The following is a 12,890-nucleotide window of genomic DNA, read 5'->3' on the forward strand; positions in this document are numbered from 1 at the left end:
CTTAAAATTGTGCTTTAGTCACTCTTATTATTCGTTTAGCCTAAATGGTCTAATACAAGTATTTCCTAACTTAAAGACAACACAAAAAGGGCTTCTTTAAGTCGATTAAAAATGTGCATAGCAAAATAAGCTATATATACACTAATCGGCTCAAAGAAGCCCTTTCACAAATGAAACAAGACGCAACTTGCTTCTACAACTCAACCACAACACAAAAAAGGTGTGGGAATAAACGGAATCAATTAAACAATAAATATAGTTATATATTAATCTATTTTTATATCATATTCAATTGTTTCAAGGGAACAAAAATAAGAAGGGAATTTACATATAGTTGTTTTATGTACTATATAATAATGCCCCTGTTTCAACGTTTATAAATCCCCTCTTATTTCAGTTCTTGTTGTTACTTCATGTACTGCATTTCAAAATAGAGTTTTTCTGGTTTTTGATTTTGGTCTAAATAACAAAGTATTTCTGGAATGGTTTGTTCTTCTACTTCCATACTTTCCATATAAGACATACTTTCGTTTTCTTGAACTTTTTTAAAAATGGAAGTAGGGAGTTTTTCTGCAGCAAACACACCCATTTTGCTTCCTAACTTTTGTTCGGATGCAGCGTTGTAGAAAATTTCGTTTACAATGACCTCATTATCATCTGGATCATACATGTACCCTCGTTGTATACGTAGCAATGTGTTACCCCTTTCAAATATATTCCTTTACACGAATGATTATATTTGTATATATTGTTTTTCTGCATAAAGGTGTCAAAGAATATTATTTCGTAAAATCCGTAATTTGTATAGGGGCAGATACTGGATAATTAATTTTCTTAAGTTGTTTTTAATGAGAAGATTGTTTGCAACCGATTTGAAATGGTAATTATGAAGTTTGTTTTTTATATTTGTATATGTTAAAATAATGAATTTGAATAATATTTTATGTAAATATAGGAGGATTTATGAAATTATACAAAATTATTACTGCTATTATGTGTTTTGTAGTATTAGCAGCGTGTTCAGTATCTAAAGAAGAATATATTGAAGCAATAGCAAAGGTAGGACATGAATCTGGTGAAGAGATGGAGAAGGCGAGTGACAAATCTCTATCATTTAATGAGAGAAAAGAACATGCTGAAAAAGCTATTTCCCTCATTAATAAAATTCAAAAAATAAATGCTCCTTCTGAATTTAAAGAAGCACATGAAGACTATAAAAAATACTCTAAAATGTTAATTAATGAAATTAATAAAATGCCAGAATTAACTAGTAAATCAACCAATATGTTTGATAACACTAGCGAAAAAGATTTAGATGAAATGTCTAACTACTCAAATTCCTTCGAGGAAAAATTAGGTGAAAATGCACGAAACCAACTTCATGAAAAAAATAGAGATTATAGACGTATTACTAAAGAAGAATATATATCGATTGTCTCTAAGGAATTAAAAGCATTTCTTGCTTGCTTTAAAGATGATAAACCATTTGCGAAAGATAAAAAATCTGTACAAGCTCTTATGAGACAAGCCCAGGAGCATCTTGATAAAGTGTTAACTGCAATTCCGCCTAAAGAATTAGAAGAAGAAGAAAAAATATTTAGAAAAGCTGGGGCGAAATTAAGGGATGCTACAGATATACTTTATTTTGATCCTACTATGGAAGAAGAAGATACACTAGATAAGTTTAATAGTCTATATCACGAGGGTATACAGTTACATAATGAATTTATGGAAAAACTACTTAAAAAGGTTTAGCCTACATTACGAAATTCTAAAGCTTATATAAGAAAACTAGCCACCCCTTAAGAGTGCAGGGGTGGCTTAGTTTGTTATGAATAACTTTGTATTTAATTGTTTAATCTCCCCTTCTGCAAGGGGCTCATAAAATGCATGTTGCAATCCTTGTATGTGCAAGGTTTCTCCTATACATAACAATACTTTACCAGGAAGCAGGTCGAGTAATAGTTCATTATTAATTTGCTTTGCTTGGTTTTCAGTAGAAACATATATAACTAAGACTGTAGGATTGTTTCCTAAATCTTGCATAATAACATCTTTTCCTGACTCTACGAAATCTTTCCATCGAGCAATAATTCGTTTTAAACGATCCTTTTTATCTGTTAATAGGGAGGAGTATACAACGAAATTAAATTTATGAATTACTCCGCCTTGCACTGCAAAACTTAAAGGAGGGGTAAAAACCCCTTTACTAATAGATGGATGCATGATATGCCCTAAAAACGATGGAGCATAACGTAGATGGCAGATTAAATCTATATCGTGCCAATAACGTAGGTGAACATATTTACCGTGATTATCAATTCGTTCTGGAGCAAAGAAGAACATATTTCCCTGCCAGTATTTTAAAAATTTGTAACCATTGTCGGATAACGTATATGTTTCTTCAAAGATCTCCATATCAAAACTCTCCACTTGCCATTTTTCAATTAGACGGTAGTAAAGTAATCCTTGAAGTGCATCATTTATTTTCTTACGTGAATATTTATCCTTAAATAAATATAATAAATGATTAAATCGAACAGATGTATGAACACCAATGAAAGCAAGTACGGTATACTGTTCTTCTGTTAAACGCTGCTTAAACTTAACCAATTCGTCAAAAGAATGGAATACATAGGTTTTATCCAGTTCATGTATTCGATATATTTTAAGTCCTTGTACATCCTCACTTGATAAATGAGGAATAGAAGGGACATAAATAGGCAATTGTTTCTCTATTGTACGCATAGTCATCCATTAAAACTGGAAAATTGACGAATTCGTTTTTTTACTTTGTCCCTGCGGATAATTTAGGATACGCACTGTACCTTTTCTATTTTTGGCGTCGATTTTAAGCAGCTCACATGTAACAATCGTTTGATTTTTTGCATCTTCTACAGTTGGATTGGCAAGATTACGGCTCTTAAGTCCTTTAAACTGAATTCCTGGTGCAACCTCTACGAAAATACCCGCAATAGCGTCTACCCCTACAATTTTACCTACAAATCGGTCACGGCGTTTCTTTAGTTCTAACAATTTTTCAATTGGATCTGTTTCTAGTTTCTTTTTATTGCCTCTAAATTCATAACGGCCATTCTTTTCCCCTACTTTATCGATGATAAGTTCAACAACATCACCAATGACAATATCCTCCGGACGAACGAATGTATAGGACCAGTGTGAGTATCTTACACCTATTGTTACACCATGCACTTCAACTAAGACCGTTTGTGCAGATGGGATATGTCCTGAAACGGTTCCTGTGTATACCTTGTTGCCCTCTTGTGCTGTTACTTCTTCATATAATCTTTTTTGAAGTGCCAATTCCCCTGCTGTGATAGATACAACAGCAAAGTTTCCTTCCTCTGTTTTTTGGAAGTGTTCAATGATAACAGGCTTTGTTCTACCCACTAGCCATTGAGGATTTTTAGGAACATTTATACCTGCCTCTGTAATAGGGCAATATGCTGTTGTATGAGTACCAATTTGCATTGTAAGTACTTGGATTCGCTCAGACTTTCCGTTTTTTGTTGGGAATAGCTTTTCGGATACGACTGTAATCAAGCCTTTTCCTACAGTACGCTCACGTTTCATACGCGCCAATTCTTCTAGTTCATGATCACGTACTCGCTCAAATTGATTAAAGCTTGCTTCTAATACCGTGTCACCTTGTGGGCTCTCTGTTTCAAAAGCCATTCCAAGTTCTTCTACAGTTTGAGTGTTTGTCTTATCTTCTGCCATTATATTTTCCTCCTAGAACGTAAAAAAGGACACACCTGTACCGTTGGGATGGTACGTAAGGTGTGTCCTTCACGTAAATTATGTTTTATTTATATAGTTGTTAATACAAATATAATGGTATTTCTACTCAAATGCAAGAATAATTTTAAAATCATAAGTTTGCTATAGGTTAAATCAAAAAAAGGCTAACCCTAAAACCGCGCCAGGATAGGGATGTATAAAAATATGCATAGAATTATAGAAAAAGAATAGGCGGATCCCTTGTGAGAATATTTTTATTAGACAATCAACTGAAAAATGCAAATCTAAATAAACTATTATGAAATTTGAATTCAAAATAAGGAGGAACATACATTGAATCGAAAAACTTTCAGACAGGGGCCTTGTTACGGGTATCCTTCATCTTCTTATCCTTATTTCTATCCTGATTTAAGAGCTGACCATCCCTATGTTTATCCATATCCAATCCACCCCCTACCCTATTCCTATCCGATTCAAACAGAGACTCGTACCTATCCAGAATTTTATCAAGACAATAGAATTATTGCAGCAGTTGTAGCAGCTGCGAAGACTACCGGTGAAGTTGCTGGTGCGGTTCAACAGGTCGCTGCCGCAATGAAAACAATAAATGCAGCTCGAAGCGTGGTTCTTACCATCCACAATCTGACGGATAGTACACTGAGAAGGGTAAGGGATAAACATGAACATGGCGGTTGGGCAATACCTCCAATGGAGGAAATCCCACCTAATTCTGTACTCGTGTTTGGTTCACGGAATACAGGTGGCAGTTTATTTACCGGGACGCAAGGGAATATCACGTACGCTGGTGATGGAATTGAAATGACAGTATTTTGGAATCACCCGTTTGTCGGTGATGCTACTTGCAATATGACAGTGACTGGTCCTAAATCACTTCAGTATCATGGTGGTCGTGCATGTGGACGTGGTGATATACCTGAAATGCGTTACACACTTCGTCGCGGGCAACCAAACTGGCGGTTTTGCGTTAAGTGCCAATCAATGTTCTATGACGGTTATTCTGACAAAGGAAGTTGCGTAGCAGGTGGTGGTCACCAGGCAGCGGGATACAACTTTGTCCTCCCTCATGATGTCCCTGAAACACCGAACGCTCAAAAAGATTGGGAATTCTGTACCAAGTGTTATGGAATGTTCTTTAACGGATACCTAGACAAGGGCAAGTGTCCAGCAGGCGGCGGTCATCAGTATCATCCAAACGCTTACCGGTTCGTCCTTCCCCACAATATCTCTGGCACGGAGTATGCTCAAACCGAATGGGAATTCTGTGTCAAGTGTCATGGAATGTTTTATAATGGATATCCAGACAAGGGCAAGTGCCCAGCAGGCGGCGGTCATCAGTATCATCCAAACGCTTACCGGTTCGTCCTTCCCCACAATCAGTAAAAAAGATCTCCGGTTGGAGATCTTTTTTTAAGTACCGATAACGAGAATTATGGTGCGACAAGAAGTCGCATTCCCACAGGGTAGCTTCTGCTACTAGATTAGATGCAAAGTCTATCTCCATCCGAAACTGCGGACTTGGTAACGGGCTCGTGGGTTGCATGAGGAAATGTGGAAACAGAGAGTCTGTACATGACTCGGAATACCGCTAGGAGAAGACAGGTACGGTGAACGAGAGTGAAGGCTCGTAAGCTTCGTAATCGTTAGCTTGGGATAATGTACAGCTCTACCCAGGTCTTGATAAGAGGAAAGGCATTCTCATAATACTGCCGCGTTGCATCCCGCAACTTATCCGGAGTAAAGAGTCCACCTAACCCTGTCGTATCTGTGGAATGTGAAACTTGGTAAGCCCTATGTCATCTGCGCAAGCAGTAGGATGACTGTAAAGTCAAACGATGTGGCAGAGGGTAAAGGATATAAGAGAAAGCAAAAGCCGCTAGCCGAAAGGAAACAGGAAAGCATAGAAATATGTATAACTGAGCGGATATTGTCGTCCTTACGGACAAACCCATGACAAGCCTGAAAGGGAGCCCACTTCTTATAGGTCTTCAACATGGAAATACATTTGTAAGTTATCTTCTGACGAATAGGAGCGTGCAGTTATGAACACCTCAGAACGAGCGTCGGCGCACGTCTCGTATACAAACTGGAAAGCAGTTCAGATGTATGTGACGAAGTTACGACAAAGAATTTACCGTGCCGAACAGTTACAGCAACAAAGAAAGGTAAGAAAACTTCAACGCTTACTCATGAGAAGCGAAGCAAACTTACTGTTATCAATTAGACGAGTAACACAGCAGAATAAAGGAAAGCGAACAGCAGGTGTTGATGAACATACAGCCTTGAGTCGCAGAGAAAGAAATCTTCTCTATGAGCAACTCAAAAAGTTAAATACGCTACAACACCGACCAAAACCAGCAAAACGTATATACATTGTGAAGAAAAACGGAAAATTGCGACCGTTGGGCATCCCAACTATAAAGGATAGGGTATATCAAAATATAGTGCGAAATGCCCTTGAACCACAGTGGGAAGCCAGATTTGAAGCTATTTCTTACGGGTTTCGTCCTAAGCGAAGTACCCATGATGCCATACGAAGCATTTTCAATAGAATCAACGGGGGCACAAAGAAGAAATGGATATTTGAAGGAGATTTTCAGGGCTGTTTTGATCATCTCAACCATGAGTGGATACTCAAACAAACTTCTTACTTCCCAGGAAGAAAACTATTGAAGCGATGGCTCAAGATGGGATACATGGAGCAAAGCTTTTTCGCGGAAACGCAAGAAGGTACTCCGCAAGGAGGAATTATCTCGCCACTTCTCGCTAACATTGCCCTTCATGGAATGGAAGAAACCTTGGGAATTACTTACAAGAAAAACTATAAAGCTAATGATAGTTATATTATGAATCCTGCTTGCAAATTTACCCTTATCCGTTACGCAGATGATTTTGTGGTCTTAACGGAGACAAAAGAACAAGCACTCTCTGTATATATGAGACTTCGTCCCTACTTAAAGGACAGGGGATTGGAATTAAGCCCTGAAAAGACGAAGGTTACACATATTGAGGAAGGATTTGAGTTCCTAGGATTCTTGATTCGGCAGTACCAAACTGAACAGGGGAATAAACTGTTCATCAAACCAAGTAAGGGCAGTAGACAGAAAGCGAAGAAGAAAATTGGAGATACTTTACGTGTCATGAGGGGTCAACCCATCGGAGAAATCATCCGAGTGCTTAATCCTATTATCAGAGGATACGGGCAATACTGGAAACATGTCGTTTCTAAGAAAATCTTTGGTACAATGGATAGCTATATCTATTGGAGAATCGGCAAACATCTTCGACAGCTCCATCCAAAGAAGTCGTGGAAATGGATATATGCAAGATATTACAGGCATCCACATCATGGTGGAAATGCTTGGACACCAACCTGCCCGAAAACAAATATCCAACTCTTACATATGTCATGGATTAAGATTGAGAGACACAACATGGTGAAATTCAAAAATAGTCCTGATGACCCAACATTGAAAGAATACTGGGAAAAAAGAGACCGTAAGGTATTTGATACGGAAAACACGATGGATAGAATGAAGCTGGCTAGAAAACAAGGTTACCGCTGCGCTATCTGCAAAACTCCACTACAAAACGGGGAAAAGGTAGTCGTAAAAGACATGCCTGTTCCGCAACACCTCATATTGTCTAATTTAAACTTAAAATTAGTTCACTTACCTTGCCTATACTAAAGGGACTGAAATCGGATAAAAAGAAGGCTTGAGCCGTATGATGGGAAACTGTCACGTACGGTTCTGAGGGGAGTTGGGGGCAGCGATGCCCCCCGCTTACCCGACTAAATAAGCTGTCTATATAGAAAGCTTATTTTTTGTTTCTTAGTTTGGTTTTTTCCGAAATGCTGGCTATACCAATACTGGATTTAATTTAAGGTTTACAAACTATTAATCAAAGAAATTGTTCAATTCCTTACTCATTACGTTCGATGTTTTTTGCTTAGGTTTCTCAATTTTATTAACCAGCGACTGCGAAGAGTTATTCTTATTTTTTTGCTGAGATTTTAAGTGCTCTTGGCGTTCTTTGTAACTCATAGGTTTATATTCTGGTTGCTTCTCATCATTTTTCGAATAATCTTCTCTATTTTTTTCTAAGTTTTCTTGTACCGTAATACTAATAGATTCGTAAACTTTTGCTACATCTTCATCTAGCTTGTTTTCTTCGGTATGATTAAGCATTTCTTCAACTGGAACCGTGTTGATTTCTACATGTGTTTCTTCTACCTCTGTTATTGTAACAGGAATTGAAGTAGATTCTTTATTTGTTTCTGCAGTTCCTATCATTGTAACGGGAGGTCCATCAGATGGGAATTCTTCAAACAGTGTTTCGGTCTCATCAGGAATCACGGAATGAATAATGGGATCTTTATTCCAATCTTGCTCTAACATAGTAATAGATAATTCTTTGTTTAGTTCTGCAACCTCCATGTTTATTTCATAGCATTCGTCAATAGGAGGTAATTCTATATCTATGGTTTCTTCAATATCTTTTATCACGACTGGTTCTTTTATTTCAGTGCTTATACTTTCTAGATGTGTTTCTTCTGCTATAACTGGAAGTTCACCATTTCTTTGCAGGGCTTCTATTAATCTTGATGCACGTGTATAACTAATTTCAAACGTGTCTTGTAGTACCGGTATAGAGGCACTTCCCGATTCTTTCACAAAACTTAAAACATCGTCGTATAGAATATCCTTAAAGACGCTATTCTCCTTTTGTACAGTTCCTGTGTCTTCGCTTCGAATCGCTACTTCCTGTGAAATAGTATTATCCGATGATTGAGTAGTATTAACACTTGTTGCTTCTGGCATACTACTATTATTTGAAATTAATACTTTACGAGGTCCATCACCTGTGTAAGAACTTACAACTTGATTTTGTTCTAACTTCTCAATACATTGCATAGCCTTCATATAGCCAATCCTGAATTTTCTTTGCAGAAGAGATGGTGAGACTTGTTGTGATTCGATAATAAATTCCTTAATATCTTCATACAACTTTTTATCAACTTCATCATCAACATTTCCCTGCTGGCTCATTGCTGCGGGTTCATTAGGTACGGTTTCATTTTGAGACTTGTGTCCCTTATAATCCTCCAATGATACAATGTGTTGATGCTCTCCGTTTGTTTCCATGGAGTTGTTCTGTTCAATCTCACCTTCTCGGATAGGTGGTAATGGTTGTATTTTCTTCATGTTTTCTGCATCTACATGCTTCATAGGATTTGCTTTTTCGATAGATTCATTAATAAGGCGAAGACGCTCATTTCCCCAATATTCACCTGTTTTTGTATCTACTTGAATGATTGCTTGGGTGAATTCTTCTTTTGGTACAAAGTTACTTGTAATTTGTTGTACAGGTTGCACATGATTATCTTGTACGATACGAGCAGCACAGATGAATGCACCTTGTGCCATGATATCTCCTGGTGACATAATAACTTCTTTGGACTTTTGATAGGTTGATCCTAGTCGACTAACAGGATTCTCTTGCATAGGAGAAATACCCTGTTCGGATTCTGCCTCTTTAAATTCCTCTTTCTCACCAAACATGTCAGAGAAAATTTTTGCATCATATGGTGTTACATCTCCAAATATCATCTTGTTACGGAACGAACCTAGTAAAGTAAACATGTATTGCTCTGTGAAGTCGAGAGCTAATTGCGATAGTGTTTGGCTAGCGATTGTTAAAATTACTTTATATTTACGAGATTGTGCAGGGAATTCTTTAAACGGCCGCACAACGTAATCCGGAAACTCATCGACAATAATATGATGGTAAGGTGAGACGTTTGGATCCCTACGGAATACTGCATTTTGCATACTTAACAATACAAATTTTCCTAATACGTTTGAAAGGTCTGCTAATTCTCCTTTTGCCGTATTGACTAGCAAAATCCCACCCTGCTCTAAATGGACATCGAAATCAAAATCAGATCTCCCAAATAAAACACGTCGTATTAAAACGTTAGAAGCTAAATCTTTTAAGATGTTGCGTAAACCTTTTACATATTCTTCTTCTCTGTCATAATGCATCGGTTGTCCGCGGTATTTTCCCGATTTATAAACGGCTGGTTCACCTTGAAAATCCAGCTTTTCACGAATGGTATTATCAAACCATTCGTCTATACCTTTTATAATTTTATATTCATTTTTTTGGTCACGTGAAGCTGCTCCACTTTGAACAAAATCATATAACTTTTCGACCTGTACCTTTAATAGTTTATGCATACGGTGAACATGTTCTACATCATCATACATCTCAATCAAATCGTCGAAGGTAACATCTTTTTGTGGGTTGTGAAGCTTTAATAAATAGATATGTTGTTTAAGGTGGTTACGCTGCGCTTGTTCAAAGAATGCATTGTTAGATTCAGACAAACCTTGAATAACCATTGCGAAAACTTCTGCTACTTTATCTACTGGTCCTCGTAGAATGTTTATATTTTTGGTATCAGGATTAGTTGGATCAATGTAGTAAACTGCACTTTCAGGTATTTTATGTGCTTGCACTAACTTAAAAACCTTTTGGCATAAATCATTACTCGGTTCGATAACAGTAACACCATTTAAAAATGTTCCTTTTACTTCTTCTGTATGATAATCCTTCTTTTTAAAGACATTTATGAACTTATTAATAAAACGTGCCATCCAATGTAAATCTTGATTAATCATGGGAATAATTACACTAGATGTTTTACCAGAACCAATAGGACCAATAATAATACAATTTAACGTTCTATCTTTCCCCTTAATACGAACCATCTCTTTATGCTCAATATGCGGTCCAATTTCAACATCAGGATATATTTGTTCTTCTTGGCTATTAAACCATTTTTGTAATTTGTGATTTTTATATTCGTATTTTTGTACCCACTTTAATATTTCTTCTCGGTAACGAACAATATGCCCACTATACCAAAGTGTAAACAAAATCATAAATACTGTTGGTAAAAATACAAAAATCATAGTGAGTGTGTGAAAATTACCTGTTAAGACATGACCTAAAGCTTCATACTCACCAAAATTAAGATGTTTTGATTTATCCGCTAGATAAGGAATAACCTTTGCATGGATCGGAGCAGTTGCAAACCATAAAAATTGAATATCAACCGCAATGTGCGAAGCAACCAAGATTATTAGTTTCCCATTATTTATATGTAAAGCTGGAATACGGCTGTAAAACCTAAAGCTAAATTCTCCTAACAGTAAAGAAAAGAACATTAAAATAAGCGGTACATATGTAATTTCTATAGGATAAGACGGTGGTTCAAATGCATAGTAGAGTAACTTGATGTAGTTTACTAAACCGAATCCAAATGAAAGAATAAATCCGCTAATTAAGCCGATTGTAGTAAATAACGGTAATCGTTGTTTAAATGTCTCCATATAGGCTCACCTACTTCTTACAGATATAGTTGAGCTTTATGTTTAAACTGGAATCGATTATTGAATTCTGGTTGGAATAGTTCCTTTGATTTTTCGAGAAAGAATTTTGCTGCATCTTCAGTTTGTTTTAAATATAAATCAATACTCTCTCTTTCACAGAGTTGATTGTATTCTTCTTGAGAAAGTACCGCGATATTTACCTCGATTTTTTTATCCGTTGCCGTTTCAATAATGACATCGTACCAGTAGAAATTTGGTTTCCCTGGAATTTGGATATCTTGTAGAGATACACTAAACGTTGCTCCCTCTTCTGTAATATGATTAAGGACTAGTTCCGGGTTTTTAAATGCTTCTCTAGCAGAGAGCACTCCCCCAGTAGTAGTAGTTGCATATTGTAAATCCATTTTGATTTTCCACCTTTCTCCATATAAAAAAAGGCAAGCGACACCCACTGTAAAAACAGCGTGTGTCGCTTGCCTTGATTTCATATGTTCTGATTTGATTGTAGTTTTTGTGTTTAGTTCAAACGTAATTCTATCACCTTAAATAATAAAAATCAATAAAATTGTATAAAAGTATATAAAAAATTAGCGATTAATATAATTCAACAAGTTTGCGTCTTTTCGGATGTACGTTATTTGCAGTACGTGCCATGATCTGTTCATCCGCTTCGATAGTAACGTCTTCATTTTGGAGGGATAGCAGTAATACGTTGTCATAAGTGTCCATTAAAAGTATATCTCTAGCCTTTTTGCGCTTTGGATAAATCACAACAAGTGGCACTCCTTCATCACCTTCTCTTCTTGAAAACACAACATCGTCTACTCTAGCAATCATTCGGTAATCATTTTCATTCCCAAAAATAAAGAAGAAATCTTGCATTGCATCTTTATCTCTCTTATAAGTTCGTCTAAGACCACCATCTATTTTCTCTTTAAATGTTTGAACTGTTTCAACAAATGCATAGCGCCAATCGGCATCTCCTACTGTACGTTGAGATAAGGGTAAAAGAATGTCTTGTTCAAAGTTTTGATTATCATCTATTCCTAGAATGATATCTGAAATAATATCTCCAGCTTCTTTCAAAGAGCATATGTGCATATTTAGGTTTGGTAGATTCATTAAATGTTCATGATATTCTCGCATAGAAAATAAGAGATTTTTCATACGTACGTATGGTGGTTCTGCATCTTCTGCAAGGAACATCGACTTGTCATAAAAAACAAAAACAACCGTTACATTCTCATCAGTTTTTTGCGCGTACTCTACGTACTTCCCTACTTTTCCAACTAAGGTAGCATTAGTTTCTTTACACATATCCATCTCAATATAAATATTTTTATTATGATATGAAATGTGTTCATCAGGAATCAATGGTAACTGAGTCTCTTGAATTGTCATGTTGTTCTTTAGGTAATAAGAACGGATATCTAACTCATTTAATATTTCATTACTAAATGTCTTTTTAGTAATAGCTAGTAGAGTACGTACAAAAACCTCACGTGCACATAAAGTATGAAGTGTAATTACACGTGAATATCTTTTTTTAGAAACGTTTGGTGGAAGCTTCCCTATTTTTTGTAAGAATTCAATAGTTTTTTCTTTTAAAGAGAATGAAGCTCGTTTTGTTATACTATCCTCTCTTTTATCAATCTTTTTAGTTAGGATAGCTCCGTATTGTGAGTATCGATCTAACTTTGTGAATATGCT

At 36.4% G+C, this 12,890-nt stretch carries 9 protein-coding genes; 3 read left to right on the top strand and 6 right to left on the bottom strand.

The features are described 5' to 3' along the window. Positions 1-406 precede the first annotated feature (406 nt). Entirely contained in the window at positions 407-670 is a 264-nt protein-coding gene (locus tag QCI73_RS29470; RefSeq protein WP_001996246.1) for a hypothetical protein, read from the bottom strand. Positions 671-963: 293 nt separating this feature from the next. Between QCI73_RS29470 and QCI73_RS29475 the strand changes: the two genes are divergently transcribed. Then, positions 964-1,755: a hypothetical protein gene (locus QCI73_RS29475; protein WP_071741305.1), complete on the top strand. Its 792-nt coding sequence runs from the start codon at positions 964-966 to the stop codon at positions 1,753-1,755. 66 nt (positions 1,756-1,821) lie between these two features. Here QCI73_RS29475 and QCI73_RS29480 read toward each other — a convergent pair whose 3' ends face one another. Together QCI73_RS29480 and QCI73_RS29485 are read right to left on the bottom strand one after the other, a co-directional pair. Next, positions 1,822-2,748 carry a hypothetical protein gene (locus tag QCI73_RS29480; protein WP_071741306.1) on the bottom strand — a complete coding sequence of 309 codons (927 nt, stop codon included), beginning with the start codon at positions 2,746-2,748 and terminating at the stop codon, positions 1,822-1,824. 9 nt (positions 2,749-2,757) lie between these two features. Then, positions 2,758-3,741 (bottom strand): RNA-binding protein, encoded by a 984-nt coding sequence (locus QCI73_RS29485; protein ID WP_270394018.1) that lies wholly within the window; start codon positions 3,739-3,741, stop codon positions 2,758-2,760. A 354-nt stretch (positions 3,742-4,095) separates the two neighbouring features. Here QCI73_RS29485 and QCI73_RS29490 point away from each other — a divergent pair, with 354 nt between their 5' ends. Beyond that, on the top strand, positions 4,096-5,163 hold the full coding sequence (locus QCI73_RS29490) for a hypothetical protein (protein WP_078403805.1): 1,068 nt from the start codon (positions 4,096-4,098) through the stop codon (positions 5,161-5,163). Positions 5,164-5,822: 659 nt separating this feature from the next. Further along, a complete protein-coding gene (gene ltrA / locus QCI73_RS29495) occupies positions 5,823-7,469 on the top strand; it encodes a group II intron reverse transcriptase/maturase (protein WP_001097732.1) in 1,647 nt (548 codons plus the stop codon). A gap of 210 nt (positions 7,470-7,679) precedes the next feature. Here the strand turns inward: ltrA and QCI73_RS29500 are convergent, their stop codons facing one another. The 3 genes from QCI73_RS29500 to QCI73_RS29510 form a co-directional block, all read right to left on the bottom strand. Beyond that, a complete protein-coding gene (locus QCI73_RS29500; protein ID WP_071741308.1) occupies positions 7,680-11,180 on the bottom strand; it encodes a DNA translocase FtsK in 3,501 nt (1,166 codons plus the stop codon). A gap of 17 nt (positions 11,181-11,197) precedes the next feature. After that, positions 11,198-11,584 (bottom strand): hypothetical protein, encoded by a 387-nt coding sequence (locus QCI73_RS29505; RefSeq protein WP_000365750.1) that lies wholly within the window; start codon positions 11,582-11,584, stop codon positions 11,198-11,200. Between the two features lie 190 nt (positions 11,585-11,774). Further along, the coding region (locus QCI73_RS29510; protein WP_353824156.1) for a replication-relaxation family protein at positions 11,775-12,890 on the bottom strand (1,116 nt) is incomplete at its 5' end.

This window comes from Bacillus cereus group sp. MG16 (assembly GCF_040459875.1).
GTDB classification, from domain to species: domain Bacteria; phylum Bacillota; class Bacilli; order Bacillales; family Bacillaceae_G; genus Bacillus_A; species Bacillus_A paranthracis.

Coding starts and splice junctions, on each gene's coding strand:
- QCI73_RS29470 (WP_001996246.1), bottom strand. CDS start 670: ATGTATGATCCAGATGATAATGAGGTCATTGTAAACGAAATTTTCTAC.
- QCI73_RS29475 (WP_071741305.1), top strand. CDS start 964: ATGAAATTATACAAAATTATTACTGCTATTATGTGTTTTGTAGTATTA.
- QCI73_RS29480 (WP_071741306.1), bottom strand. CDS start 2,748: ATGCGTACAATAGAGAAACAATTGCCTATTTATGTCCCTTCTATTCCT.
- QCI73_RS29485 (WP_270394018.1), bottom strand. CDS start 3,741: ATGGCAGAAGATAAGACAAACACTCAAACTGTAGAAGAACTTGGAATG.
- ltrA (WP_001097732.1), top strand. CDS start 5,823: ATGAACACCTCAGAACGAGCGTCGGCGCACGTCTCGTATACAAACTGG.
- QCI73_RS29500 (WP_071741308.1), bottom strand. CDS start 11,180: ATGGAGACATTTAAACAACGATTACCGTTATTTACTACAATCGGCTTA.
- QCI73_RS29505 (WP_000365750.1), bottom strand. CDS start 11,584: ATGGATTTACAATATGCAACTACTACTACTGGGGGAGTGCTCTCTGCT.